The sequence below is a fragment of the Rugosimonospora acidiphila genome, assembly GCF_039543385.1.
Taxonomy (GTDB): Bacteria; Actinomycetota; Actinomycetes; order Mycobacteriales; family Micromonosporaceae; genus Rugosimonospora; species Rugosimonospora acidiphila.
Genome location: NZ_BAABJQ010000022.1, coordinates 123190 through 150004 on the forward strand (window position 1 = coordinate 123190; position 26815 = coordinate 150004).

Sequence of the window (26815 nt, forward strand, 5' to 3'; positions counted from 1 at the left end):
CGGTCCGCGGCAGGGCGGACGGCGAGTGGACATCGGGCGATGAAAGCGGACACAGAGCGCGAAGAGCATCATCAGGTCGGCGGTCGCGCCGGCCTGGCCCACGAGGCTCTGCTCTACCGTGATGCCGCCGACCTGCTCGCCACGATCGTCCCGTTCGTGCGCGACGGGCTGGCCGCCGACGAACCCGTGCTGCTGGTCATGCCCGGCCCCAATCTGGAACTGCTCGGCGCCGCCCTGGGCGACGCGGCGGAGCTGGTCCGCTTCCTCGACATGACCGAGGCCGGCCGCAACCCTGGGCGGATCATTCCGTGGGTGCTGCACGCGTTCATCCAGGAGCGGACCGGCCGCCGGGTCCGGATCGTCGGGGAGCCGGTGTTCGTGGGCCGCAGCGCCGAGGAGTACCCGGCCTGCGCCCAGCACGAGGCGCTGATCAACGACGCGCTCGCCGGGCACGCGGCGGCCATCCTCTGCTCGTACGACGCCTCGCGGCTGGACGCCCGGGTGCTGGCCGACACCTGGCGCACGCACCCGGTGGTCTCGGCCCAGGACGGGCGCCGGACCAGCGGCGACTACCGGCCCGACGACGTGCTCGGCGCGTACAACCAGCCGCTGCCGGAGGTCCCCGCCGGCGCCGAGGTGCTCGACTTCGACGGGACCGGGCTGGGCGCGCTGCGCGACGCGGTGGCCGGGTACGCGCGGCGGGCCGGGCTGACCGAGCGGCGGGTCGTGGACCTGCAGTTGGCCGTGAACGAGCTGGTGACCAATGCGGTCATGCACGGCGCGGGCAGCGGCACGCTGTGGATCTGGACGGAGCCGGACGCGGTGACCTGCGAGGTGCGCGACCGGGGTCGCGCGGTGGTGCCGTTGGCCGGCCGGGTTCCGCCCGGGCCGGGCAGCGTGCGCGGCCGCGGCCTGGTGCTGGTCAACTACGTCAGCGACCTGGTGCGCATTTACACCCGGCCCGAGGGGACCGCGATCCGGCTGTGGATGCGCTTCTGACCCGGGTCAGGCCGGCGACATCACCTCGTAGAGATTGCGGGCCGCGTCGACGAAGAACAGGCCACGCGGGCACAGCGGATGGTCGATGCGGCCGTTGTCCGGCTGGTCGGGCCGGCTGCCGAACGGCACGCCGCGCTCGGTGATCCTGGCCAGGATCGCGTCGAAGGTGGCCGGATCGACGTCGAAGGCGAGATGGTGGCCCACCGGGTCGGGCACCGTCATGAAGTCCAGCGTCAGCGCGTCATTGATCCGGACCGGCGCGAAGTGCCCCTGCCGGCCGGCCAGCGGCAGGCGGGTCAACCCCATGACGGCGGCGAAGAAGTCGGCCGCCTCGACGTTGTCGACGGCCGGGACGATGGTGTGGTTGAGGGTCACGGTCATGTCGCGCTCCGGTCCTGGGTGCGGGCACCGAAGAGCAGGATGTCGACGAGGTCCGCCGGGGCCGGCGAGCCCGGCTCGTCGTCCGGCCTCCGCAGGTGGGTGAACAGCAGCCCGAGGAACGCCGAGGCCACCAGCTCCGGGGCGAAGCGCAGCGCCGCCCGGTCGGGCTCCAGCAGCTCCGCGACGGAGTCCCGGACGGCGTTCATCGACTCCTCCCGCGCGTTGGGCGCCGGCCGGGCACCCGGCCGCCGGTGGCCGGAGGAGTGCAGCGCGCCGGCCACGGCGCCCATCCGGGCGAGATGGCCCCGCAGCGCCTCGATCGCGTCGGTCAGCCGTGCGGCGAGGGGCTGGTCGAGGGGGATGGAAGCCAGCTCCCGCAGCACGTGATCGGGCCGGGCGGCCTCGGCCATGCACTCGTCGAGCACCTCGTCCTTGTCGGCGAAGGCCCGGAAGATGGTGGCCTCGCCGATGCCGGCCGCGCGGGCGATCTGACTCGTGGTGACGGCGGTACCGTGCTCGGCCACGAGCGGCAGGGCCGCCGCCACGATCATCGCGCGGCGCTGCTCCTGACTCATGCCGGGCGCGCGCCGCCGTTCGCTGGTCCGGGTCATGCGGGTAGCGTACGGAGTGAGCGCTCACTCCGTCAACGGGAGGCGGGGCGGCCGGTTCTCAGCCGGCCGGCCCCCCGACGTCCTCGCTGTCCTTGGCATCCCCGACATCCTTGGCGTCCCCGACGTCCCCCGCGTCTTTGTCGCCGGTCGCGGGCCGCTGCGTCGGTACCGCCGAAGCCGCCGGGCCGGCACCGGCCAGCTCCAGGCCGCTGGTGCGGTCGGTGCCGAACCGCACGCCCCTGGCCTCGCTGCCCAGCGCGGTGAACGCCGCCACCGCGACCAGCACCGGGATCACCGTCACGGCCAGCGCGAACGGGTACCCGTGCCGGGCCGCCAGCGCCTGCTGGATCGGCAGGTTGAACGCGGCCAGGCAGTTGCCCAGCTGGTACGTGATGCCGGGGTAGAAGCCGCGGATCTCGTCGGGGCTCAGCTCGGTCAGGTGCGCCGGGATCACGCCCCAGGCGCCCTGCACCATGATCTGCATCAGGAACGAGCCGAGGCACAGCATCCCGGCGCTGGTGGAGTAGGCGAAGATGGGCACGATCGGCAGCCCCAGCACCGCGCAGATGACGATCATCCGGCGCCGGCCGAACCGCTGCGACAGGGCGCCGACGAGGGTACCGCCGATGATCGCCCCGACGTTGTAGATGACCGCGATCCAGGTGGCCGTGGTGGGGGACAGGTGTACGCCCTCCTTGAGGAACGTGGGGTACACGTCCTGGGTGCCGTGGCTCATCCAGTTGAACGCGGTCATCAGCAGCACCAGGAACACGAAGCGGCGCAGGATCACCGGATTGAGCAGCACCTGCCGGATCCCGGTGCGGGTGCGGACCTGCCGTTGCCGGGCCGCCTCCCAGACCTGTGACTCCCGTACCCGGCTGCGCACGTACAGGCTGATCAGCGCGGGAATGATGGACAGCGCGAACAGCCAGCGCCAGGACAGCCCGCCGACCGAGTGCACCAGCAGGAACGCCAGCGAGGCGACCAGGTACCCGATCGAGTAGCCCTCCTGCAGGATGCCGGAGAACAGCCCGCGCCGGCTCGCCGGAATCTTCTCCATGGCCAGCGCCGCGCCCAGTCCCCACTCGCCGCCCATGCCGATGCCGTAGAGCAGTCGCAGGATCAGCAGCACGGTGAAGTTGGGCGCGAACGCGCACAGGAACCCGACGACGGAGTAGAACGTGACGTCGACCATCAGCGGCCTGCGCCGGCCGACCCGGTCCGCCCACAGCCCGAACAGCAGCGCGCCGACCGGGCGCATCAGCAGCGTGGCCGTGGTCAGGAAGGCCACCCGGGTCAGCGGAACGTGGAAGTCCTTGGCGATGTCGGCGTAGACGAGCACGACGATGAAGTAGTCGAAGGCGTCCATCGACCAGCCCAGCAGGGCGGCCAGGAAGGCGTTGCGTTGATCGGCGTCGAGCCGGTCCGTGCGGGGTGCGGCGACAGTCGACATGAATTTAGATCTATCGCAGATTTCCATGTATGTCCATCTCTGGACTTCATAGGTATACCTAGTCCGACAACGGGCCGACTAGGCACTCCGCCGGCCCGCGGATAGGTAGCCGCTGCCGATGGCCAGCGGCCCTTACCGCCCGAGGATGGAATCACGCCGGGAACGACCGGCGACCACCGCCGGCCGGACGGCCGGCGCGACAGAGGAGACCGACATGTTCATCCACCCGGACCTGCTGTCCTCGGTGCACGAGCAGCACCACCGCGACCTGATCGAGCAGGCCGACCGGTACCGCCTGCTGGCCGTCGCCCGCCGCCGCGGCCGGGCCCGCGGTGCCGGCGGCGCCGTGAGCGTGGGCCGCACGCCCGTGGTGCGCGGCCGACCGGCCGGTAACCTTGCCGCGTGCGAACCACCCGCGGCGGCGTCAGCCCGATGATGATCGGGCGCGACCACGAGCTGCGTCAGCTGACGCGGCTCGCGGCATCGCCCCGCCCGCAGGTCGTGATCGTGGCGGGCGAGCCGGGCATCGGCAAGACCCGCCTGATCCAGGAGTTGCTGGCGGCTCTCCCGCCGCGCACCGTGACGCTGGTCGGGCACGCCGAGCCCGGCTCGCTCGCCCGGCCCTACGAGGTGCTGCTGGACGCCGTCGACGCGGCCGAGCCCGGCCGGGTCGAGGAGGCGGCGCTGCGGGAGCTGGCCGATCCGACCCGCAGTCCGGTGGAGCGGCTGCACACCGGCCTGTCGATCCTGGCCGCCCTGGTCGGCGAGGCACCGTCGGTGATCGTCTTCGAGGACCTGCACTGGGCCGACTCGGAGAGCGCGGCGCTCTTCGAGCGGCTGGCCGACCAGCCCGGCCGGCGGCTGCTGATCGGCACCTACCGGCCGGACGAGGTGACCAACCGGCAGCCGATCGCCGCGCTACTGGGCCGGCTGGAGCGCCGCCACCCGGTGACCAACGTCCGGCTGGGGCGGCTCAGTGAGGCGCAGACCGCCGCGCTGCTGGCCGCGGCCACCGGGCGGCCGGCACCGTTCCGGGTGGTGGCCGCGCTGCACCAGCGCACCGGCGGCAACCCGTTCTTCCTTGAGGAGCTGGTGCGCGGGCACGCCGACGAGGACCTCGACACGCTGTGCGAGCGCCCGCTGCCGTGGAGCCTGGCCGAGGTGCTGCGCGGTCAGGTCGAGGACCTCGACCCGCGCTGCCGCCGGGTGGTCGAGGCGGCCGCGATCCTCGGGTACCGGGTGCCGTTCGACCTGCTAGCCGGGGTGACCGGAACGGGCGAGGAGGAGCTCATCGGGGTGCTGCGCGAGCTGGTCGCCCGGGGTGTGCTGACGGAGTCCGGCGAGGACGAATTCAGCTTCCGGCACGCCCTGGTCCGGGAGGCGCTGGCCGAACCCATGCTCGGCCGGCAGCGTCGCCGGCTGCACGAGGCCGCCCTCGACGCGCTGCTGGCCGCTCCCGATGCGGTGAGAGCGGACCCGGCGATGGTCGCGTACCACGCCCACCGGGCCGGCCGCTACGACGACCTGGTGGCCGCGGCCCGCCGAGGCGCCGCCCTGTACCTGAGCATCGGCTCGGCGTACCAGGCGCTGCAGCTGGCGGAGCTGGGGCTGGAGGAGGTCGGCGACGACGCCGAACTGCTGGGCGCCGCGGCCCGGGCGGCGTGGCTGGCCGGGCTGACCGACGACGCCCTCGGGTACGCCCGGCGCTGGCGCGACCGGGCGCCCACGCCGGCCGAGCGGGCCGACGCGCTGTACCTGCTCATCCGGCTGGGCTGGGAGACCGACGAGCTCGACGAGATGCGCTCGCGCACCGACGAGATGCGGCGGCTGGTCGACGAGCTGCCCCTCGGGCCGGAGCGGGCGTTGGCGATGACCGCGGTGGCGCAGTCGGCGATGCTGCGCGATGAGCCGGAGGAGAGCCTGGCCTGGTCGCAGCGCGCGCTGGAGCTGGCCGAGCGGCTGGACCTGCCGCACGCGCGGGTGGCCGCGCAGGTGGAGCGGGGCTCGGTGCTGGTCGACTGGCCGAGCACGGCCGAGCAGGGCCGGCAGCTGCTGGTCGGGCTGGTCGACGAGGCGGAGAAGCTGGGCGAGTGGATGCTGGCCGCCCGGGCGCTGAACAACCTGGTGCAGGGGGTGCCGCCGGTCGAACCCGCCGAGTACTCCGACCAGCTGGAGCGGATGCGGGTGGACGCCGAGCGGGCCGGCTCCGAGTCGCTGGCGGTCGCCGCGTACCTCCAGGGCCGGGCCCGGCTGGAGGTGCGCGACGGCCGGCTGGACGAGGCCATCGCCGCGCTGGACGAGGGGCGTGCCCGCGACCGTGCGTACCAGCGCCGGGGCCAGCGCTCCGACTTCCACGCCGTGTTCCTCGCCGGGCTGTGCCTGGAGGCCGGCGACCTGGACCGGGTCGACGAGATAGTGGCCGACCTGCGGGCCGCGGTGGCGCACGGCGAGCGCGCCTTCGCCCGGGCGTTGCCCGGCATCCTGCTGCACCTGGCCGCCCGGCGCGGCGACGCGGCGGCCGCCGAGCGGCTGGTCGGCGAGCTGCGCGCCGCGCTGGCCGAACAGCCGTGGCGCAGCGGCAGCCAGGCGCACGACCTGATCTCCGCGGTGCTGCACGTGGGGCTGCCGCTGCCCGACATCGAACGGCTGGCCGAGGACCTGCTCGGGCCGGACATCTGGGACGATTACCGGGCGATCGTGGACGCGCAGCTGGCCGAAGCCCGGGCGGAGCACGGGCCGGCGCTGGACGGGTACCGGCGGGTGGCCGGCTCGACGGTGCTACCGGCGTCGGTGCGGGGCACCGCCGAGCTGGGGGCCGCCCGCTGCCTGCTGGCGCTGCGCCGGACGGCGCCGGTGGAGGGGCACGTGGCGGCCGCCGCGACCCTGCTGGCGCACTGGCGGGGTTGGCGGACCGACCAGCTCGACGCGCTGCGTGACCGGCTCGGCCTGGAGCCGGAGGACGGCCGGCGGGCGGTCACCGGCACCGCCGCGCTGACTCCCCGGGAGCGCGAGGTGGCGCTGCTGATCGCCGACGGGCTGACCAACGCGGAGTTGGCCCGGCGGCTGTACATCTCACCGAAGACGGCGGCCGTGCACGTCTCCAACATCCTGCGCAAGCTGGGCGTGTCCTCGCGCACCGAGGTGCCCGACGCGGTCCGGCGCCCCGACCGCCCGTAAAACGGCTTGCGCGGCCCGCACGCGTCGGGCACGCTGTGTCCGCGTCCCGCATCGCGCGGCGCGCGACACCTTCGAGAGGGATGAGGCCTCCCCGCAGTCCGGCGAGCCGATCCGGCCGCCGCCCACGCCCCACCGATCGCGGTGGCTGGCGGCTGCCCTCGTCCCGTTCACTCTGATCGAACGAAGGTGTCTGTCTACAATGGACAACTCTGTCGCCGGGCCCGAACCCGGCCTGGTCTCCCGCTACATCCGCGCCTCGATCACCACCGGCTCGCACGAGCGGATCGGCCCGTTCGTGGCCGGCTTCGACGCGCACAGCACCAACCCGTTCCGCAACTACGCGGTACCCGACGACGGCGCCCGGCCGGCGCCGGAGGAGGTGGCCGCACTCGTCGCGGCGTTCGTCCACCGTGGACGGACTCCCCGGCTGGAGTACGTGCCGGGGGCCGCTGTCGGGGTCGAGCCGGCGCTGAGCGCGGCCGGGTTCACCGTCGAGGGCCGGGTGCCGGTCCTGGTGAGCCGGCCCGGTTCGCTGCCCGATCGCCCGGCGCCCGAGGGCATCGGGCTGAGCCTGGCCACCGCCGACGACTCGTTGTTCGCCGCCGCCGAGGTGCAGCACGAGGCGTACGGCGAGCCCGCACCGCCCGGCGAGGCGGACCTGTCCCGGCTGCGGGCGACGGTGCGGCGCGGCGGCCTGGTGGCGCTCGCCCGGGACCTCGCGACCGGCGCCGCCGTCGGCTCGGGCCTGCTCAACGGCCCGATCGACGGGGTCGACGAATTGGCCGCGGTGGGGGTCCGGGAGCCGTACCGCCGGCAGGGCGTCGCCGGCGCACTGACGGTGTTCCTGGCCCAGGCCGGCCACGAGCGCGGCGTGCGGCTGGTCTGGCTGGAGGCGGAGTCGCACGAGCAGCGGATCTACCGGAGTATCGGGTTCGTCGACGCGGCCGAGAAGGTCTGGATGTCGCTGCACTGAGGCGAAGACTGTAGGGCTGTAGGGCTGTAGGGCTGTAGGGCTGCGGGGACGGCGGGCGGCGGCCCGCCGTCCCCGCGGTGCGTGACGCGCGCCCTTGACCATCCGCGGGCGGGCACGTACCTTCCGCATCACAGCATTCACTTACTTGTCTCACGTTCACATATCTGAACGGAGGATCGATGGTGAGAATCGATCGGCGGGGCGGTTCATGACGGTCAACGACTCGACCTCCCGGCTCGCCGGACGGCTGGACGGGCTCCTGTTCTTCCCGGTCACCGCGTTCGACGGGGCGGGCGGGGTCGACCTGGACGCCTACCGGCGGCACCTGAGCGGCCGGCTGGCCGTGACCCGGCCGGCCGCGGTGTTCGCCTGCTGCGGCACCGGGGAGTTCTTCTCGCTCGGCCTGGAGGAGTACGAGCGGTGCGTGCGCGCCGCCGTGGCGGAGGCGGCCGGCCGGGTGCCGGTGGTGGCCGGGATCGGGTACGGGACGGCGCTGGCCACCCAGTTCGCGACGGCGGCCGCGGCGGCCGGCGCGGACGGGCTGCTGGTGATGCCGCCGTACCTGGTCGAGGGCAGCCAGGCTGGGCTGCGTGAGCACTACCGGCGGCTGGCCGACGCGGTGGACCTCGAGCTGATCGTGTACCAGCGCGACAACGCGGTCTTCACCCCGGACACGGTCGCCGAGCTGGCCGCGCATCCGAGGATCGTGGGGTTCAAGGACGGGCGCGGCGACCTGGACCTGATGCGCCGCATCGTGGGCGCGGTGCGGGAGCGCCACGGCGAGGGTGCCCTGCTGTACTTCAACGGCATGCCCACCGCCGAGATGACCAGCCAGGCGTACCGTGCCGTGGGCGTGCCGGGCTACTCCTCGGCGGTGTACTGCTTCGCGCCGGACCTGGCCATGGCCTTCTACCGCGCGTACCGGTCCGGCGACGAGGTGACCGTCGACCGCCTGCTGGACGGGTTCTGGCGGCCCTACGTCGAGCTGCGCCGTCTCGGGCAGGGGTACGCGGTGTCGCTGGTCAAGGCCGGGGTGCGGCTGGACGGCGTGGACGTCGGGCCGGTACGGGCGCCGCTGTCGGAGCCGGAGCCGGAGCACGTGCGACGGTTGGCCGAACTCATCGAACGGGGACGGGAGCTCATCCGATGACCACCGCGATCACGATTACCGACGTGTCCATCACCCCGGTCGCGGTGCAGGACCCGCCGCTGCTCAACTCGGTTGGCGTGCACGAACCGTACGCGCTGCGCGCCATCCTCCAGGTGCGCACCGACGCCGGGCTGGTCGGCGTCTCCGAGGCGTACGGCGACGATCCGACCTTGGACCGGCTGCGCCGCGCCGCCGCCGAACTGCCCGGACTGTCCATCTGGGACCTCAACGGGCTGTCTCGCCGGGTGGCGGTCGGGCTCGGCGAGGTGGCCCCGGACAGCCCCACCGAGCTGGCCGGCGCGCCCAGCGTGGCGAAGGCCATCGCGTCCACCGTGTCGGCCTTCGAGGTGGCCCTGTACGACCTGCAGGGCAAGGCGACCGGGCTGCGGGTGTGCGACCTGCTCGGCGGCGCGGTACGCGAGCGGGTGCCTTTCTCCGCCTACCTGTTCTACAAGTGGGCCGGACACCCGGGGCAGGAGCCGGACTCCTTCGGCGAGGCGCTGGACCCGGCCGGCATCGTGGCGCAGGCCCGGCGGCTGGTCGACCGGTACGGCTTCGGCTCGCTCAAGCTCAAGGGCGGGGTGTTCCCGCCGGACGAGGAGATCGCCGCCATCCGGGCGCTGCGCGAGGCGTTCCCGGAGCATCCGCTGCGGCTGGACCCGAACGCCAACTGGAGCGTGGCGACCAGCCACCGGGTGGCCACCGAACTGGCCGGGGTGCTGGAGTACCTGGAGGACCCGACCGGGGGGATCGAGGGCATGGCCGAGGTGGCCGCGCACACCGGGCTGCCGCTGGCCACCAACATGTGCGTGACCACGTTCGACGACGTACCGCCCGCGGTGGCGGCCGGCGCGGTGAGCATCGTGCTGTCCGACCACCACTTCTGGGGCGGGCTGCGCGCGTCCCAGAAGCTCGCCGGCATCTGCGAGACCTTCGGGCTCGGATTGTCCATGCACTCCAACACGCATCTCGGGGTGAGCCTGGCGGCGATGACCCAGCTGGCGGCCGCCACACCCAACCTGACCTACGCCTGCGACACCCACTCGGTCTGGCAGGTGGAGGAGGTCATCGAGCCGGGCGCGATCGAGATCTCCGGCGGCGCGGTGCGGGTACCGGACGGGCCGGGGCTGGGGGTGACCATTGATCAGGACGCTCTGGCTCGGCTGCACGAGCAGTATCTAGGCTGTGGTATCCGGCGCCGCGACGATGTCGCCGCGATGCGCGTGAGGTACCCGGACTGGACTGGAGCGAGGCCCCGATTCTGATGCAGACCGCGGCATACCTCTACCCGTGGGACGTGGTCGGCGACCCGGCCGCCGCCGACCTGGCGGCCGGGCTGGGAGTGGACCACGTCGTGCTCGCCGCCGTTTACCACGCCACCCGGGCGCTGACCCCGCGCCATCCGCGCCACCGCGTGGTGGTGGCGCCGCGCACCGCGGCGTACTACCCGGTCGAGCCGGCCCGGTGGCGCGGCGCGCGGCTGAGCCCCGCCCCGGCGGACTGGATGGACGGGGCCGACCCGTTCGGTGCGGCGGTCGTCGCGCTGCGTGCGGCCGGGGTGCCGGTGCACGCCTGGGTGGTGTGCGGCCACGTCGACCCGCCCGCCGGCTCGGCCGAGTCCGGCGAGAGCGTGGTCAACGCGTACGGCGACCGGTATCCCTGGGCGCTGTGCCCGGCCCGGGACGCCGTGGTCGAGTACGCGCTGGGCCTGGCCGAGGACGTGGCGGCGCTGCCCGGCATCGACGGGGTAGAGCTGGAAGCGTGCGGATGGTACGGCTTCGACCACCTCAGCGCGCATGACAAGACCGGCGGGGTCGCCCTGTCCGGCGCGACTCAGTACCTGATGTCGCTGTGTTTCTGCGACGCCTGCCACGACGCCTACCGGGCCGGCGGCATCGACCCGGAGGCGCTGCGCGAGCGGGTCCGCGCCGCGCTGGACGCGGGGTTCGCCGGCCTGGTGGCGGCGAGCCCCGCCGACGAGACCGCGCACATCGCCGAGCTGCTCGGTGCCGACCTGGCGGCGGCCGTGGCGGAGGTGCGGCTGGCGGTCGCCGATCGGCTGCGCGCCGCGATGACCGGGCGGATCCGGCAGCGCCGCCCCGAGCTGGCGGTGCTGCTGCACGCCAGCCCGCGGCAGCACAGCACCATCGCGTTCACCGGCGTGGACCCGGCCCGGTCCGCGGGCCTGGCCGACGGGCTCGTGGTCAACTGTCACGCCGGCCCCGCGGCGGTGCCGCCGAGCCTTGCCGGCGGCCCGGTGTACGCGAGCCTGCAGGCCGTGGCGGGGATGGGCGGTCGGCCGGACGAGCTGCCCGCGCAGGCCGAGGCCGCACGGGCAGCGGGCGCGAGCGGGGTGCGGCTGTACCACGCGGGGTTGGCCGGGGCGGCCGACCTGGCCGCCATCCGCGCGCTGACCGCCGTCATCAACGAGAGAGAATGATAGGCGTGACCGGATCGAGCGAGATGAGCGGCGTGAGCTGGTCGGGCGCCGCGGGCGCCGAGCGCGCCGCCGAGTTCGGAAGGACAGGGTCGTGAGCGAGTTCGACGTGTGGAGCATCGACGCGCGTACCGGGGAGAAGGTGGAGGCGGTGGCCAGCACCACCACCGATGCCGAGGTGGACGCAGCGGCGACGCGGTCGGCGGAGGTGGCGCCGCTGCTGGTGGCGGCGGGCCTTGCCGGGCGGGCGCGGCTGCTGCGGGCGATGGCCGATGAGATCGAGAAGGACGGCGAGGCGATCATCGCGGCAGCCGACCGGGAGAGCGCGCTGGGCCAGGGGCGGCTGTCGGGTGAGCTGGCCCGCTCCGCGTACCAGCTGCGGCTGTTCGCCGAGGTGCTGGACGACGGCGGGCACCTCGAGCTGACCATCGACCACGCCGACCCGAAGGCGATCCCGGCGCCGCGGCCGGACCTGCGCCGGATGCTGGTGCCGGTCGGCCCGGTGGGCGTGTTCTCGGCGAGCAACTTCCCGCTGGCCTTCAGCGTCCCGGGTGGCGACACGGCCAGCGCGATCGCGGCCGGCTGCCCGGTCGTGGTGAAGGCGCACTCCGGCCACCCGTACACCTCCCAGCTGGCCGCGGCGGCGCTGCGCAGGGCGGCGGCGTCGGTGGCCATGCCGGAGGACGTGGTGCAGGTGGTGCACGGCCGGCAGGCCGGTACCCGCCTGGTGGTGCACCCGGCGATCCAGGCGGTCGGCTTCACCGGTTCGGTCGGCGGCGGCCGGGCCCTGTTCGACCTGGCGGTGGCCCGCCCCCAGCCGATCCCGTTCTACGGCGAGCTGGGCAGCATCAACCCGTTCGTGGTGACGCCGGAGGCCGCCGCGCAGCGGGCCGAGTCCATCGCGGCCGGGCTGGCCGGCTCGTTCACGCTGGGCGTCGGGCAGTTCTGCACCAAGCCCGGCCTGGTGTTCGTGCCCGCGAACGCCGATGGGCAGCGGCTGGTGGCCGCGCTGGGCGAGGCGGCCGGCACGATCGCCGGGGGCCCGATGCTCACGCCGAGCATCCGGGACAGCTTCCTGTCCGGCGCGAAGCAGCGCGCCGAGCTGCCCGGGGTGCGCGCGGTGCTGTCGGCGGCCGGGCAGATCTCCCCGCACGTGCTGGTGGCGTCCGCGACCGCGCTCGACGACGTGCTGCTGGAGGAGTGCTTCGGCCCGCTGGTCGTGGTCGTGGAGTACGGCGACGAGAGCGAACTGTTCGCGGCCCTGGACCGGGTGCCGGGCAGCCTCACCGCGAGTGTCCACTGTGGAGATTCGGAGGGCGCGGCGGACAGCTTCGCCGCGCGGGTGGCCGACCGGGTCACCGGACTGGCCGGGCGGATCCTGTTCAACGGGTACCCGACCGGGGTGGCGGTCACCTGGGCGCAGCAGCACGGCGGCCCCTGGCCGGCGACCACGTTCCCGCACCACACCTCGGTCGGCACCACCGCGATCCGGCGGTTCCTGCGGCCGGTGGCGTTCCAGGACGCGCCCGCCGGGCTGCTGCCGGCCGAACTGCGCGAGGACAACCCGTTGGGGCTGCCGCGCCGGGTCGATGGACGGTACGAACTCCATGCCTGAACTGGCCGTGGTGCCGGGTGCCCCGGAAGGGGCGCCCGGCACCGGGCCGGTGAAGTCCGCGCTGCGCACCGTCGAGCTGCTGGAGTTCTTCGCCGGCAACCGGGGCATGCACAGCCTGGCCGAGCTCCAGCAGAGCCTCGGTTACCCGAAGAGCAGCCTGTACATGCTGCTGCGCACGCTGACCGACCTCGGCTGGGTGGAGACCGACCCGACCGGCACCCTGTACGGCATAGGCCTGCGCGCCCTGCTGGTCGGCACCTCCTACCTGGACGGCGACCACGTGCTGGCCGCCGCCCGGGACACCCTCGAGTGGCTGGCCGAGGCCACGACGGAGACCGTTCATCTCGCCCGGCTCGACGGCACCGACGTGGTCTACCTGGCCACCCGCGAGTCGCAGCACTACCTGCGCCCGATCTCCCGGGTCGGGCGCCGGCTGCCCGCACACACCACGTCGCTGGGCAAGGCGCTGCTGGCCGAGCGCGCCGACGCCGAGGTGCGGGCGCTGCTGCCCGCGCGGCTCGCGGCACTGACCCCGCACACGCTGGCCGACCACGACGCGCTGGCGGCGGACCTTTCGGCCATCCGCCAGCGCGGGTACGCGATCGATCACGAGGAGAACGTGGCGGGTCTGCGCTGTTTCGGCGTCGCGCTGCGCTACCAGCGGCCGGCGCGGGACGCGATCAGCTGCTCGGTGCCGGTGGCCCGGCTGACCGAGGGCCGGCAGGAGCAGATCGCCGGCGCGCTGCTGGCCGCCCGCGACCGCCTGGAGCTCATCCTGCGGTAGGGCGGTGGGCACGCCGAGCCTCCGGTACGGAACGTGTAGGTCTCTCGGCTGGCATCGAGGCGGCTTTGAGCTGTTCCGCATACGGTGACCCGGCCCGTGCCCGGCCGAGATCCCCAGGCCGGGGCAGGCCGGGCTGACGGCCTGGTCGGGGCCCTGGCCGTGGCGCGGCGGGCGGCACCCCTGGTCGGCAGCCGGGGCCGGCGGCCCGTCACCTACGCTGGCCACCAGTGCCGGCGTCATCCGAGAGGTCCGTTATGAAGCTCGTTGTCATGATTCCTTGCCTCAACGAAGAGGCCACGCTGCCCCTGGTCTTCGAGACCATGCCGAAGTCGATCCCGGGGGTGGACAGCATAGAGGTGCTCATCATCAACGATGGCTCGACCGATCGCACCGTGGAGGTGGCCCAGGAGCTGGGGGTCAGGCATTTCGTGCATCACCGGCGGAATCAGGGCCTGGCATACACGTTCCGGGACGGGCTGAAGGGCGCCCTGGAGATCGGCGCCGACATCATCGTCCTGACGGACGGCGACAACCAGTACCCGCAGGAACGGATCCCGGATCTGATCCAACCGATCCTGGACGGCAAGGCCGACGTGGTGATCGCGGACCGGGAGACCCAGACGATCGAGCACTTCTCCCCGCTGAAGAAGTTCTACCAGCGCAACGGGACCAAGTTTCTCAACCTGGTGGCCGGCACCGCCGTACCCGACGCCACCAGCGGCTTCCGGGCCTTCTCCCGGGAAGCGGCGCTCAAGCTCAACCTGGTCTCGCGCTACAGCTTCGGCATGGAAACGATCATCCAGTCCGGCCACAAGCGCATGGCCTTCGCCTTCATCACGATCAAGACCAACCCCAAGACCCGCGAATCCCGCTTGATCAAGTCGAACATGACGCACGTACGCAAGTCCGGGGCCACCATTCTGCGCGGCCTCGTGACCTACAAGCCGTACGCGCTGTTCCTGACGCTCGGCCTGTTCCTCCTGGTGGTGGGGCTGATCCCGTTCGTCCACTACCTCTACGTCATCCTCTTCACCTCGCTGCCCGCCACCGGCTCCCACCATCTCCAGTCGCTCATCATCGGCGGCACCATCCTCACGGCCTCGTTCTTCTCGCTCACCCTCGGCGTCGTGGCCGACATGATCAGCGTCAACCGGGCGCTCCTGGAGGACGTCCTGACCGAGGTGAAGCGCGGCCGGACCAGCGAGACGGCGAGGCTGACCGTGCAGAACCTGAACCACCACGAGAACGGGGCCACGAGGGAGCGCGCCGGAGCGCTGCGCGACTGATCGAATTCGCCGAGCGGCGGGGCTCGGATTCCACCGGGGTAATATGCGCCCGCAGCATGATCCAGTGAAGCGATGTGGCCAGGTCACAGCGATGAGGAGGTTCGAGTGCAGCTCGCCATCGAGTCCGATTCCCGGCTGTCCAGCGGGGTCCGTGATCCGGGGCGACTGAAGGCGGGGTTGTCCCGCGTCGCCGGGCTGGTCCGCCGGCACTGGGTACTCTCGGCGCTGCTGGTGCTCGGCCTCGCCCTGCGCGTGGTGACGATGATCGCGTACCAACCGGCCATCCTGTACATCGACTCCGTCGCCTCGTACCTGCTGCCGCTGCCCAAGCTCAGCGTGACCGGGCAGGATCCGATCGGCTACGACATCCTGCTGCTCAAGCCGCTGCTGGCGGTGGGCAATCTGGCCACCGTCGCCGCGTTCCAACATCTGCTCGGGCTGGGCATCGCGATCACCGGCTATGTCCTGCTGCTGCACAAGGGCGCCTGGCGCTGGGTCGCCGCGCTGGCCGTGGCGCCGGTGCTGCTCGACGCGTACCAGCTGCAGATCGAACACATGATCATGTCCGATCCGTTGTTCGAGGCGCTCTTGATGGCGGCCCTGACGGTGCTGGTCTGGCCGCGCCGGCCGGACTGGCGGCACGCCCTGATCGCCGGGCTGCTGCTGGGCATCTCGGTACCGGTACGGCAGGCCGGCGAGCCCCTGTTCATTCCGGCGGTGCTCTACGTCCTGCTGGCCGGCATCGTGGTGGTCTGCTTCGCCCTTCCCGTGGCCGGGTACGCGACCCTCTACCACCACAGCACGGGAAAGTTCGGGCTCAGCCGCATCGGTGGCGACACGCTCTACGGCCGGGTGGCCACCTTCGCCGACTGCACCGGATTGTCCCTGCCCGCCGATGAGCGGATCCTGTGCCCGACCATGCCGCCGGACGAGCGCCCGGGCGCCGACTACTGGGCGCACGACCCGCGTTCACTGTTCTTCGTCATGGAGAAGCAGGTGGGCACCAACGCGGAGGCCAACCGGCTGGCCGATGACTTCTCGAAGCGGATCATCAAGCACCAGCCGCTGGACTTCGCGAAGGCGGTCGGCGCCGACGCGGTTAAGGTGTTCCAGTGGAACAGGCTGCATCAGGACCCCGCCGATCCACCGGTGGACCGCTGGCAGTTCCAGGTGGGCATGCCGCTGTTCCTGCCCCTGGTGAGCAACAGCGAGATCAGCATGCTCGACCACAAGTACGGCGACGGCAACCCGGTGACGGTGACCCCGCTGACCAAGTTCCTGCGCGCCTACCAGTTGCACGGTGGCTCCACGCCCGGACCGGTGGTGGCGCTGGCGATCCTGCTCGCGCTGGCGCCGCTGGTGCGGTGGCGCCGGTCGGGTCCGGCGCGGTTGCCGGCGCTGCTGTTCCTGCTCAGCGGTGCCGCGGTGCTGCTGTTCGGGGACGTCGTGCTGTTCTCCTGGCGCTACCAGCTGCCCGGCTACGTGCTGATCCCGGTGGCCGGGGTGCTGGGGCTGACCGCGGCGTTCGGCCGGGGGACGTCGGCGGTTTCGTCCAACCCGGGTTCGTCGAGCCGGGATTCGTCTGGCCCGGGTTCGTCTGGCCCGGGTTCGTCAGGGCCGGACGAGCAGGCTCCGGCGGACGGAGCGGCGACCCCTGCCGTGGACCGGGAGTAACGGGCTTTCGGCGGCCGGTCCGCGGGCCGGATCCGGAGAGCCGGATCGGGTCGGGCCGGCCGGGGAAAGTGGTGGCCGCCGGGCGGCTACACCCCGGTGGACTCCTCCACCTGCGCGGGGCGGAAGATGACCCGGTCGAGTACCGCGAACTTGACCAGGAACATGGCCGCGTAGGTGGCGAAGTAACTGGCCTCCACCACGATGGCGAGATGATCGGCGAAGGCGGTGACATGCGGGGCGTAGGACTTGGTAACCCGGGTCACTCCCGCGGCGGCCAGGGCCGTGGCGATCGCGAGCACCGCGTACGAGCCCAGGTCGCGGCGCAGCCCCATCCGGCTGTGCCGGCCCCACGCCCAGTACCGGTTGGACACGAAGTTGACCAGGGCACCGGACGCGAAGGCGGTCAGACTGGCGACCTCCGGCGGTGCGTGCAGGGTGTGAAACATCACCCAGAAGTCGACCGCGCTGACTACGCTAGCCAATGCCGAACCCAGGGCAAACCGGACGAAGCGGCGTACTCGGGGAGTGATCGTTATTGGCCGCACGTGTGCTTCCTTTCGACGAGGCCGGTCCAGCCTAGTCAGGTAGCCCGACCCCCGGTCGCGTCCGGGGTGGCCTCCCTGCGATCATCGATCTGACTCCAATGAACCATTGAGGTTGTAAACGTACGATCATGGGTAGAAATCGATTGCCGTCTGAACCGGGGATTCCTTGGGGTGTGGTCGGCGAAAGGAGTGTGGGATGCGGATACTCGTCCTCGGTGGAGACGGCTACCTAGGCTGGCCTACTGCGGTACATCTATCCGAGTGCGGACATGACGTCGGAGTCGCGGACAATTTCGTGCGGCGCCAATACGATCATGAGCTCGGGGTGCAGAGCCTGGTACCGATCGAGCCGCTTTCGGTTCGGGTCAAGGCCTGGCGCGAGGTGTCCGGCAAGCAGATCGAGACCTATGTCGGCGACCTCACCGACTCCGAGTTCACGTACCGGATGATCCGCGAGTTCCGGCCGGACGCCGTGGTGCACTTCGCCGAGCAGCGGGCCGCGCCGTACTCGATGATCGACCGTGCGCATGCCGTCTACACGCAGACGAACAACGTGGTCGGCAACCTGAACCTGCTCTACGCGATCGCCGAGACCAACCCGGACATCCACCTGGTCAAGCTCGGCACGATGGGGGAGTACGGCTACCCCAACATCGACATCGAAGAGGGCTGGCTGAACATCACGCACAACGGTCGCACCGACCGGATGCTGTACCCGAAGCGGCCGGGCTCGTTCTACCACCTGTCCAAGGTGCACGACAGCCACAACATCGAGTTCGCCTGCCGGATCTGGGGTCTGCGCGCCACCGACCTCAACCAGGGCATCGTGTACGGCCAGCAGACCGACGAGACGATCCGGGACGAGCGCCTGGCCACCCGGTTCGACTACGACGCGGTCTTCGGCACCGTGCTGAACCGGTTCGTGATCCTGGCCGCGCTGGGCCAGCCGCTGACCGTGTACGGCGAGGGCGGCCAGACCCGGGGCCTGATCGACATCCGGGACACCGTGGAGTGCATCCGGCTGGCCGCGGAGAACCCGGCCGAGCGCGGCGAGTTCCGGGTGTTCAACCAGATGACCGAGGCCATGTCGGTGCTGGACATCGCCAAGCTGGTGGCCGACCTGCACCCGAACGCGGTCGACGTGGAGCACCTGGACAACCCGCGGGTCGAGGCGGAGTCCCACTACTACAAGGTGACTCACACCCGGCTGGTCGAGTTGGGCCTCAAGCCCCACCTGCTGTCGGACACCCTGCTCACCTCGCTGTACGGCATCGCGGACCAGTACAAGCACCGGGCCGACCTCGACGCGCTGCGTCCGGGCGTCCGGTGGCGGGCCGCCGCTGAAGGCAAGTGACCAGGTAATTCGGGCGGACAACACCCGGTCGGGCGAAGCCCGGCCGGGTGTTCGCATGTCCACACCCCGTGACCGGTCCGGCTCGGCGCCTCCGGCGCCGCGGCAACTGGACTGGTCGGCGCACCGGCCGGGGGCCGGGCTCCGGCGGTTACCTATGATCGGCCCGTGACGCTTCGCTTTGGCCTGTTGGGGACCGGGCACTGGGCCGCCGAGACGCAGGCGGCCGGCCTGGACGGCCACCCCGAGATCGAGTTCGTCGGCGTGTGGGGGCGCGACCCCGTCAAGGCCGAAGCCCTGGCCAGCCGGTACCGGGTGCGGTCGTTCGCCGACGTCGACGAGCTGATCGGCGCCGTCGACGCGGTCGCCATGGCCCTGCCGCCCGACGTGCAGGCCCCGCTGGCCATCCGGGCCGCCGAGGCCGGCCGGCACCTGCTGCTCGACAAGCCGGTGGCCCTGGATCTCGACCAGGCCGACCGGCTGGTCCAGGCGGTCACCGGTGCCGGCGTCGCGTCGCTGGTGTTCGTCACCAACCGGTACCGGCCCAACGTCCAGGCCTTCGTCGACGGGGCGGTGGCCACCGGCGGCTGGTCCGGCGCCCAGGTCACCTTCCTCAACTCGATCTTCGGTGCGGACAGCCCGTACGCCGGCTCGTCCTGGCGGCGCCGGTGGGGCGGGCTGTGGGACTTCGCACCGCACCCGCTGTCCGTGCTGCTGCCCGTGCTCGGGCCGGTGGTCGAGGTGACCGCCGCGCACGCGCCGCACGACACCGTGCACGCGATCCTGCGCCACGCGGACGCGGTCAGCACGCTGACGGTGAGCGTGAACGCCCCGCCAGCGGTGTCCATCTACGAGACGGTGCTGTTCGGTGAGGCGGGCGTGGCCCGCATGCCGGAGCCCGAGGGCGAGTCGGTGGACGCGTTCCGGGCGGCGGCGTCGCGGCTGGTCGGCAACGTGGCCGCCGGGGTGCGCACCGATCCGCTGGACGTGCGGGCCGGCCGGGACACGGTGGCGGTGCTCGCCGCGGTGCAGGCATCCGCGGACGGCGGCGGGGCGCCGCAGGGGGTACGTTACTGACAAGTACGCCAAAGACAGGGGGCCCCTCGATGCCGATCACGCTGTCCGGTGCGGTGGTCGTGGTGACCGGCGGAGCGAGCGGGATCGGCGCGGCACTGGCCAGGCGGTTCGCCGCCGAGGGCGCCCGGGCCGTCGTGGTGGCCGACCTGGACGCGGCCGGTGCCGAGGCCGTCGCGGGCGGGCTGGACTGCCCGGTCCGGCTCGGGGTCGGGCTCGACGTCGCGGACGAGGAGCAGGTGGCCGCGCTGGCCGCCCGGGTGGCCGAACAGCTCGGCCCGATCGACCTGTACTGCTCCAACGCCGGTGTGGCCGGCAGCCCCGGCCTGGGCACCGACCAGGACTGGGCCCGCGCCTTCGGCGTCAACGTGCTGGCCCACCTCTACGTGGCCCGGCACGTGGTACCGGCGATGGTCGCCCGCGGCTCCGGCCACCTCCTGATCACCGCCTCGGCGGCGGGGCTGCTGGCCGAGGCCGACCTCGCCGCGTACTCGGTGACCAAGCACGGCAGCGTGGCGCTGGCCGAATGGCTGGCGATCCAGCACGCCGAGGCGGGCGTGGGGTTCTCGTGCCTGTGCCCGCAGGCGGTGAACACCCCGATGCTGGCGCGGGCGCCGGGCGAGTCCACCACGCGGGCGGCCGGCGCGGCCCTCGAGCCGGAGCAGGTCTGCGACTCGGTGATCGAGGCGCTGGCCGCGGGCCGCTTCCTGATCCTGCCGCACGCCGCGGTCCACGAGTACGAGCGGCAGCGCGCCGCCGACCGCGACCGCTGGCTGTCCGGCGTGCGGCGGCTGCGCGCACGGGCGCGCGGCGCGTCAACCGCAACCGACTGATTGAGAAGGGAACCGCCGATGTCGAAGCACGTCGCGATCGTGACCGGAGCCGCCCGGGGGATCGGCGCCGCCACCGCCATCCGGCTGGCCCGCGACGGGCTCGCCGTGGCAGTCCTCGACCTGGTGGAGGATGCCTGCCACGACACGGTGGAGGCCATCACCGCCGCCGGGGGACAGGCGATCGCGGTGGGTACTGACGTCGCCGACGCCGGGCAGGTGGCCGACGCCGTCGCCCGGGTCGCCGATGAGCTGGGCCCGCCGACGGTCCTGGTCAACAACGCCGGGGTGCTGCGCGACAACCTGCTGTTCAAGATGACCGAGGAGGACTGGGACACGGTCCTGGGCGTGCACCTGCGCGGCGCCTTCCTGTGCAGCCGCGCGGCGCAGGCGTACATGACCAAGGCTCAGTACGGCCGCATCATCAACCTGTCGAGCACCTCGGCGCTGGGCAATCGCGGGCAGGCCAACTACGCCGCGGCCAAGGCTGGCATGCAGGGCTTCACCAAGACGCTGGCGATCGAGCTGGGCCCGTTCGGGGTGACCGTGAACGCGGTCGCGCCGGGCTTCATCGTCACCGACATGACGGCGGCCACCGCCGCCCGGATGAAGATCGACTTTGACGAGCTGCAGAAGCGGGCCAGCGAGGAGATCCCGGTGCGCCGGGTGGGCCGGCCCGAGGACGTCGCCAACACGGTGTCGTTCCTGGCCAGCGAGGACGCGTCGTTCGTCTCCGGCCAGGTCATCTACGTCGCCGGCGGGCCGAGGGCCTGACCCGGCGGGGATTCGGGTACGCCGCCCGGCGCACCCGAATCCCCGAAGCCGCTACCAGGACGCGACCTCCGGGATGATCCGCTGCCCGATGACCTCCAGCGGCTTCACCTGCCAGACGTCCGTGACCGCCCCGATCGCCGCCTGGAAGCCCAGGTCGGCCAGGCGGCGCAGGTCGGTCAGGGTCTCGTCCACCCGTTCCCCGTTGGGCCCGACGTTGAACAGGTAGTACGCCGTCTTGAGGATCTCCTCGTACGGGCGGCCGAGGCGCTCGCAGTGTCCGCGCAGCACATCCAGCTTGTGCGCCACGTCCGGGGTCTCGAACAGGTTGCAGGCGTCGGCGTACTGGGCCACCATCCGCAGCGTTTTTCTCTCGCCCCCGCCGCCGACCATGATCGGCGGGTGCGGCCGGCGCAGCGACTGCGGCGAGTTCAGCGGCCGGTCCAGCTGATAGTGCCGGCCGCGGTACGGGGAGTCGTCGCCGCGCCACATCTGCAGGCAGATCTGCAGCGCCTCCTCCAGCCGCTCGAACCGCTCGGCGAGCGGCGGGAACGGCACACCGAGGCCGCGCGACTCCTCCTCGTTCCACGCGGCGCCGATGCCCAGCCAGGCCCGGCCGCCGGACAGCACGTCGAGAGTGGTCAGCGTCTTCGCCAGGATCCCCGGGTACCGGTAGACGACGCCGGTCATCACGGTCAGCAACTGCGCCCGGGTGGTGTGTGCCGCCAGGTAACCCAGCGTGGTGTAGGCCTCCAGCATCTCGTGCTCGGTGGGGCCCACCCCGCCGATCTGGAAGAAGTGATCCATCACCGCGACATAGTCGAAGCCCTGCTCGTCGGCGACGCGGGCCACGGTCGCCAGGTCGGCGCCCAGCGCCGCCGGGCCCGTCGGCGTGGTGAAATCCGGAATCTGCAGGCCGATCTGCATGTCGAGCGCCCTCCGGTTCGGTGAAACAACAGATCCGATTCTTCCAGTTCTTTCGGTCCCGGTCGGGTCCTTTCAGTCCCGATCCGGCCGGCGCGGGGTTCCCGCCGGCCCCGCTGAGCTATCCGCCGTCGATCCAGGCGCTCGGGGCGGCCAGCACCTCGCGCACCACCGCCCCGGCCGCGCCCACCACCGCCGCGCGGGTACCCAGCGAGCAGGCCCGTACGCACACCGGCGACCAGGCCGCGGTGAGCACCCGCCCGGCCACCTCCCGCTCGACGTGCCCGGTCAACCAACCGGCCAGCGGCGCGAAGCTGCCGCCCAGCACCACGGCGTCCAGGTCGAGCACGTTGAGCACGCCCGCCGCGACGATGCCCAGTGCCCTACCCGCGGCGGACAGCGCGCCGATCGCCGCGGGATCGTCCGCCCCGGCCAGCTCGGCGAGCCGGCGCACCGCCAGGTCGGCGGGCAGCGCCTCGCCGGCCGGTACCCCGGCGGCGCGCAGGATCGCCTCCTGTCCCGCGTACTGCTCCAGGCAGCCCCGGGCACCGCAGCGGCATACCGGACCGTCGGCCGCCACCGTGACGTGGCCGATCTCGCCGCTCCACCCGTGGGTGCCGCGCAGCAGGGCGCCGTCCAGCACGATGCCGGCGCCCACGCCGACCTCGCCGGAGACGTAGAGGAAGCTGCGCTCCCGGCCGGCCGTGGCCAGCTCGCCCAGCGCGGCGAGGTTCGCCTCGTTGTCGATGCCCACGGGCAGGTCCGGCCAGTCCGGCGCGGCGGTCAGCGGGCCCAGCACGTCCAGGTCGCGCCAGCCGAGGTTGGGCGCGAGCCTGACCAGGCCCGGCGCGTCGACCAGGCCGGGCACGGCGAGCCGGGCTCCGGCCAGCGGCAGGCCCGCGACGCGGCGGGCCCCGGCCGCGAGGTCGGCGACGTCGGCGAGCACCTCGGCGGGGGCCCGGCCGCGCTGGTCGACCTGGCGCACTTCCAGGTGGCGTACCTGCCCGGTCAGGTCGACCACCGCGGCGGCGAGGTAGTCGACGTTGATTTCCAGCCCCAGCCCGGCCGGGCCGGACGGGGACAGCACCAGTCCGGTGGCCGGCCGGCCGGCACCGCCCCGAGGGGCCGGGCCGACCTCGTCCACCAGCCGGGCCCGCACCAGAGCGTCGACCAGGGCCGAGACGGTGGCCCGGGTCAGCCCGGTGTGCTGGCTGATCCGGGCGCGTGAGGTGGGCGTGGCGGCGCGGACCTCGTCCAGCACTACGGCGAGGTTGTGCTGCCACAGGCTGCGCTGTCGTGCCGGCCCGTCCATGGCCTTGACACTAGCCGGCCGACCACAATAAGTTCAACCGATTAACAAATAGCGTCGGGAGGAACCATGGCACCCCAGCCGACCAAGGAAGACCGCTTCGCCTTCGGCCTGTGGACCGTGGGTTGGCAGGCTCGCGACCCGTTCGGTGACGCGACCCGCCCGCCCCTGGACCCGGTCGAGTCCGTGCACCGCCTCGCCGAACTGGGCGCGCACGGGCTGAACTTCCACGATGACGACCTCATTCCGTTCGGCAGCGACGACGCGACCCGGGAGAAGCTGATCACCCGGTTCCGGGAGGCGCTGGCCGAGACGGGCATGGTGGTGACCACCATGACCACCAACCTGTTCACCCACCCCGTCTTCAAGGACGGCGCGTTCACCAGCAACGACCGCGACGTGCGCCGGTTCGCGCTGCGCAAGGTGATGCGCAACCTGGACCTGGCCGCGACGCTGGGCGCGAAGACCTACGTGTTCTGGGGCGGCCGGGAGGGCTCCGAATCCGACGCGGCCAAGGACGTGCGGGCCGCGCTGGACCGGTACCGGGAGGGCATCGACCTGCTCGCCCAGTACGTGACCGACCGCGGCTACGACATCCGGTTCGCCATCGAACCCAAGCCCAACGAGCCGCGCGGCGACATCCTGCTGCCCACGGTCGGGCACGCGCTGGCGTTCATCTCCGGCCTGGAGCACCACGAGATGGTCGGGGTCAACCCCGAGGTCGGGCACGAGCAGATGGCCGGGCTCAACTTCGCCGCCGGCATCGCCCAGGCGCTGTGGCACGGCAAGCTGTTCCACATCGACCTCAACGGCCAGCGCGGCATCAAGTTCGACCAGGACCTGGTGTTCGGGCACGGCGACCTGCTCAACGCGTTCTTCCTGGTCGACCTGCTCGAGGGCGGCGCCAGCGGCGTGCCGGCCTACGACGGCCCCCGGCACTTCGACTACAAGCCGGCCCGGACCGAGGACATGGACGGGGTGTGGGCGTCGGCCGCCGCGAACATGAGCACCTACCTGCTGCTCAAGGAGCGGGCCGCGGCGTTCCGGGCCGACCCGGAGGTGACCGAGGCGCTGGCCGCGGCGCGGGTCGGCGAGCTGGCCACGCCGACGCTCGCCCCGGGAGAGTCCTACGACGCCCTGCTCGCCGACCGCTCGGCGTACGAGGAGTTCGACGTGGACGCCGCGGCGGCGCGTGGGCTGGGCGCGGTGCGGCTCAACCAGTTGGCCCTCGAGCACCTGCTCGGCGCCCGGTGATCGTGCCGTGAGCGAGCGGCAGACAGGTGAGCGCGGCGCAGCCGCTCCTCCGGTGAGGATCAGGAGCCAGAGTTGCGGCGCGGTTGTGCCTCATCGTGGCGGCGAGCGCTTCGAGGCGGTGCGATGAGCACCCTGGTCGCGGGGGTCGACTCGTCGACCCAGTCGTGCAAGGTCGTCATCCGGGACGCGCAGACCGGAACCCTGGTCCGGGAGGGCCGGGCCGCGCACCCGGACGGCACCGAGGTGCACCCGGACGCGTGGTGGCACGCGCTGACGGAGGCGGTGCGGCAGGCCGGCGGGCTGGACGACGTCGCGGCGGTGGCGGTGGGGGCGCAGCAGCACGGCATGGTCTGCCTCGACGAGGCCGGCCAGGTGATCCGGCCGGCGCTGCTGTGGAACGACACCCGATCCGCCGGCGCCGCCCAGGACCTGGTCGCCGAGTTCGGTGGCCCCGGCTACTGGGCGGAGGCGGTGGGCAGCGTCCCGCTCGCCTCGTTCACCGTCACCAAGCTGCGCTGGCTGGCCCAGCACGAGCCGGAGTCGGCGCGGCGGGTGCACACCGTGTGCCTGCCGCACGACTGGCTGACCTGGCGGTTGGCCGGGGGCGGCGATCCGTCGTCGGTGCGCACCGACCGCGGGGACGCCAGCGGCACCGGATACTGGTCCCCGGCGACCGGGCAGTACCGGCCGGACCTGCTGCGTGCGGCGCTGGGGCGCGACGCCGCCGTACCGGCGGTGCTGGGGCCGGCGCAGGAGGCCGGGCGCACGGCCGGCGGCGCGGTGCTCGGCCCCGGTACCGGGGACAACGCCGCGGCGGCGCTGGGCATCGGCGCGCTGCCCGGCGACGTGGTGGTCTCCATCGGCACCTCCGGCACGGTGTTCACCGCGGCCGCGGCGCCCTCGGCCGACGCGTCCGGGATCGTGGCCGGCTTCGCCGACGCGACCGGTGGGTTCCTGCCGCTGGTCTGCACCCTGAACGCCAGCCGGGTGCTGGACGCCTCCGCCGCCCTGCTCGGCGTGGACCTCGACACCTTCGCCGACCTCGCGCTGTCCGCGCCGCCCGGCGCGGACGGCCTGGTGCTGGTGCCGTACCTGGAGGGGGAGCGCACGCCCAACCGGCCGCTGGCGGCCGGTTCGCTGCACGGGCTGCGGCACGGCACCATGGACCCGGCCCACCTGGCCCGCGCGGCCGTGGAGGGCATGCTGTGCGCGCTGGCCGACGGGTTGGACGCGCTGCTGGCCGGCGGCGTCGAGTGCCGGCGGGTGATCCTGGTCGGCGGGGGAGCGCGGTCGGCCGCGGTGCGCGCGATCGCCCCGACGATCTTCGGCGTCTCGGTGCTGGTACCCCCGCCGGGGGAGTACGTGGCCGACGGCGCGGCGCGGCAGGCCGCCTGGGTGCGCTCGGGCTCGGAGGCGCCGCCGACCTGGACGATCGGCTCGACCGAGCGGTACCAGGCCGACCCGGTGCCGGCGGTCCGGCAGCGCTACGCCGAGGCGGCCGGGCTGGTCCTCGACCGGCCCATCGACCGGCCCGTACCGGATCCGGCCGGGCTGGCCGCCACCCTGCGGGGACGGCCCGCCCGGCCGCTGTGGGCACGCAATCCGGCGCGCGGAAAAACCGGACTATACAGCACAAATCATCCGGTCCTGCGAAGTGAGATTCGCTCATCACATCTAAATTGCCTCAAAACTCACACCCCCGCCTTCGGTCTCGTGGGTTTCGGCGGTATGGTCGAGGTGCCTGCGGTGATCAACGGTCGTGAGGGTCTTCCCCGGCCGCGATCGGCGAGCAGGTGGCCCCGGATGGGTCCGTGGCGGTGCTCAAGGAGTGGGCGCCCCCCTTCGCAATACGACCTCTGTGTCGTGTCCACCCGGCAATCGACCTCCCCGTACGGGTGGAATCGACGCGGATGGGTGTGGAAGGAAACACCATGACCGCGATGACCGTAACGTCGACCGTCCGAGACAGTGCGCGAACGAACCCCGATGGCGGGCTGCCGCAGCAGCGCCACCACTCCACCAGGTCCTACCAGGACGCGGGCGCGGTGGACCTGCTCAAGACCCTGGCCCGCACCCCCGACGGCGATCCCGAGCGGGCGTCGGTGCGTGACCGGGCGATCCGGGCGTGGTTGCCGTTGGCCCAGCATCTGGCGCAGCGGTTCAACGGTCGTGGGGAGCCCCTCGACGACCTGGTGCAGATCGCGACGGTGGGCCTGA

At 72.7% G+C, this 26815-nt stretch carries 22 protein-coding genes and 2 pseudogenes; 18 read left to right on the forward strand and 6 right to left on the reverse strand.

All coding sequences use genetic code 11. The features are described from left to right. Positions 1 to 39 precede the first annotated feature (39 nt). Entirely contained in the window at positions 40 to 999 is a 960-nt protein-coding gene (locus tag ABEA87_RS30095; RefSeq protein WP_345635320.1) for a sensor histidine kinase, read from the forward strand. 6 nt (positions 1000 to 1005) lie between these two features. On the opposite strand, the gene ABEA87_RS30100 is transcribed toward ABEA87_RS30095, so the two are convergent. From ABEA87_RS30100 to ABEA87_RS30110, 3 genes are read right to left on the reverse strand one after another with little or no spacing between them, the layout of a single operon-like run. Next, on the reverse strand, positions 1006 to 1380 hold the full coding sequence (locus tag ABEA87_RS30100) for a VOC family protein (RefSeq protein ID WP_345635322.1): 375 nt from the start codon (positions 1378 to 1380) through the stop codon (positions 1006 to 1008). Beyond that, positions 1377 to 1991 (reverse strand): TetR/AcrR family transcriptional regulator, encoded by a 615-nt coding sequence (locus tag ABEA87_RS30105; RefSeq protein ID WP_345635324.1) that lies wholly within the window; start codon positions 1989 to 1991, stop codon positions 1377 to 1379. The genes ABEA87_RS30100 and ABEA87_RS30105 overlap by 4 nt, the downstream gene beginning before the upstream one ends. 58 nt (positions 1992 to 2049) lie before the next feature. Beyond that, complete coding sequence (locus tag ABEA87_RS30110; RefSeq protein WP_345635326.1) at positions 2050 to 3444, reverse strand: MFS transporter; 1395 nt, start codon at positions 3442 to 3444, stop codon at positions 2050 to 2052. Between the two features lie 214 nt (positions 3445 to 3658). Between ABEA87_RS30110 and ABEA87_RS30115 the strand changes: the two genes are divergently transcribed. From ABEA87_RS30115 to ABEA87_RS30160, 10 genes are all read left to right on the forward strand, one after another. After that, on the forward strand, positions 3659 to 3880 hold the full coding sequence (locus ABEA87_RS30115) for a hypothetical protein (RefSeq protein WP_345635328.1): 222 nt from the start codon (positions 3659 to 3661) through the stop codon (positions 3878 to 3880). Continuing rightward, positions 3847 to 6621: an ATP-binding protein gene (locus tag ABEA87_RS30120; protein ID WP_345635330.1), complete on the forward strand. Its 2775-nt coding sequence runs from the start codon at positions 3847 to 3849 to the stop codon at positions 6619 to 6621. The genes ABEA87_RS30115 and ABEA87_RS30120 overlap by 34 nt, the downstream gene beginning before the upstream one ends. A gap of 199 nt (positions 6622 to 6820) precedes the next feature. Continuing rightward, on the forward strand, positions 6821 to 7594 hold the full coding sequence (locus ABEA87_RS30125; RefSeq protein WP_345635332.1) for a GNAT family N-acetyltransferase: 774 nt from the start codon (positions 6821 to 6823) through the stop codon (positions 7592 to 7594). 208 nt (positions 7595 to 7802) lie between these two features. Then, complete coding sequence (locus tag ABEA87_RS30130; protein WP_345635333.1) at positions 7803 to 8744, forward strand: 5-dehydro-4-deoxyglucarate dehydratase; 942 nt, start codon at positions 7803 to 7805, stop codon at positions 8742 to 8744. Further along, entirely contained in the window at positions 8741 to 10009 is a 1269-nt protein-coding gene (locus ABEA87_RS30135) for a glucarate dehydratase family protein (RefSeq protein ID WP_345635334.1), read from the forward strand. The genes ABEA87_RS30130 and ABEA87_RS30135 overlap by 4 nt, the downstream gene beginning before the upstream one ends. Further along, entirely contained in the window at positions 10009 to 11184 is a 1176-nt protein-coding gene (locus tag ABEA87_RS30140) for a glycoside hydrolase family 10 protein (RefSeq protein WP_345635336.1), read from the forward strand. The genes ABEA87_RS30135 and ABEA87_RS30140 overlap by 1 nt, the downstream gene beginning before the upstream one ends. 91 nt (positions 11185 to 11275) lie before the next feature. Beyond that, entirely contained in the window at positions 11276 to 12796 is a 1521-nt protein-coding gene (locus ABEA87_RS30145; protein ID WP_345635337.1) for an aldehyde dehydrogenase (NADP(+)), read from the forward strand. Beyond that, complete coding sequence (locus tag ABEA87_RS30150; RefSeq protein WP_345635339.1) at positions 12789 to 13580, forward strand: IclR family transcriptional regulator; 792 nt, start codon at positions 12789 to 12791, stop codon at positions 13578 to 13580. Before ABEA87_RS30145 ends, ABEA87_RS30150 begins: the two co-directional genes overlap by 8 nt. Before the next feature lie 254 nt (positions 13581 to 13834). Then, complete coding sequence (locus tag ABEA87_RS30155; RefSeq protein WP_345635341.1) at positions 13835 to 14866, forward strand: glycosyltransferase family 2 protein; 1032 nt, start codon at positions 13835 to 13837, stop codon at positions 14864 to 14866. Positions 14867 to 14971: 105 nt separating this feature from the next. Continuing rightward, positions 14972 to 16540: a phospholipid carrier-dependent glycosyltransferase gene (locus tag ABEA87_RS30160; protein WP_345635342.1), complete on the forward strand. Its 1569-nt coding sequence runs from the start codon at positions 14972 to 14974 to the stop codon at positions 16538 to 16540. A gap of 86 nt (positions 16541 to 16626) precedes the next feature. On the opposite strand, the gene ABEA87_RS30165 is transcribed toward ABEA87_RS30160, so the two are convergent. Next, positions 16627 to 17085: a GtrA family protein gene (locus ABEA87_RS30165; RefSeq protein WP_345635344.1), complete on the reverse strand. Its 459-nt coding sequence runs from the start codon at positions 17083 to 17085 to the stop codon at positions 16627 to 16629. Positions 17086 to 17281: 196 nt separating this feature from the next. Between ABEA87_RS30165 and ABEA87_RS30170 the strand changes: the two genes are divergently transcribed. From ABEA87_RS30170 to fabG, 4 genes are all read left to right on the forward strand, one after another. Then, a complete protein-coding gene (locus ABEA87_RS30170) occupies positions 17282 to 18439 on the forward strand; it encodes an NAD-dependent epimerase/dehydratase family protein (protein WP_345635346.1) in 1158 nt (385 codons plus the stop codon). 165 nt (positions 18440 to 18604) lie between these two features. Further along, positions 18605 to 19513: a Gfo/Idh/MocA family protein gene (locus tag ABEA87_RS30175; protein WP_345635348.1), complete on the forward strand. Its 909-nt coding sequence runs from the start codon at positions 18605 to 18607 to the stop codon at positions 19511 to 19513. Positions 19514 to 19548: 35 nt separating this feature from the next. Further along, positions 19549 to 20343, forward strand: coding sequence for an SDR family oxidoreductase (locus ABEA87_RS30180; protein WP_345635368.1), 795 nt, complete (start codon positions 19549 to 19551; stop codon positions 20341 to 20343). Between the two features lie 18 nt (positions 20344 to 20361). Beyond that, positions 20362 to 21114 (forward strand): 3-oxoacyl-ACP reductase FabG, encoded by a 753-nt coding sequence (gene fabG / locus ABEA87_RS30185; protein ID WP_345635350.1) that lies wholly within the window; start codon positions 20362 to 20364, stop codon positions 21112 to 21114. Between the two features lie 51 nt (positions 21115 to 21165). On the opposite strand, the gene ABEA87_RS30190 is transcribed toward fabG, so the two are convergent. Further along, positions 21166 to 22038 carry an LLM class F420-dependent oxidoreductase gene (locus ABEA87_RS30190; RefSeq protein WP_345635352.1) on the reverse strand — a complete coding sequence of 291 codons (873 nt, stop codon included), beginning with the start codon at positions 22036 to 22038 and terminating at the stop codon, positions 21166 to 21168. A 118-nt stretch (positions 22039 to 22156) separates the two neighbouring features. After that, positions 22157 to 23347 carry an ROK family transcriptional regulator gene (locus tag ABEA87_RS30195; protein WP_345635354.1) on the reverse strand — a complete coding sequence of 397 codons (1191 nt, stop codon included), beginning with the start codon at positions 23345 to 23347 and terminating at the stop codon, positions 22157 to 22159. Positions 23348 to 23413: 66 nt separating this feature from the next. On the opposite strand from ABEA87_RS30195, the gene xylA reads away from it, so the two are divergent. From xylA to ABEA87_RS30210, 3 genes and pseudogenes are all read left to right on the forward strand, one after another. Next, positions 23414 to 24598: a xylose isomerase gene (gene xylA, locus ABEA87_RS30200; protein WP_345635356.1), complete on the forward strand. Its 1185-nt coding sequence runs from the start codon at positions 23414 to 23416 to the stop codon at positions 24596 to 24598. Positions 24599 to 24721: 123 nt separating this feature from the next. Next, positions 24722 to 26116, forward strand: a pseudogene (xylB, locus tag ABEA87_RS30205) (xylulokinase); the annotation flags it as partial. A 422-nt stretch (positions 26117 to 26538) separates the two neighbouring features. Continuing rightward, positions 26539 to 26815, forward strand: a pseudogene (locus ABEA87_RS30210) (RNA polymerase sigma factor SigF); the annotation flags it as partial.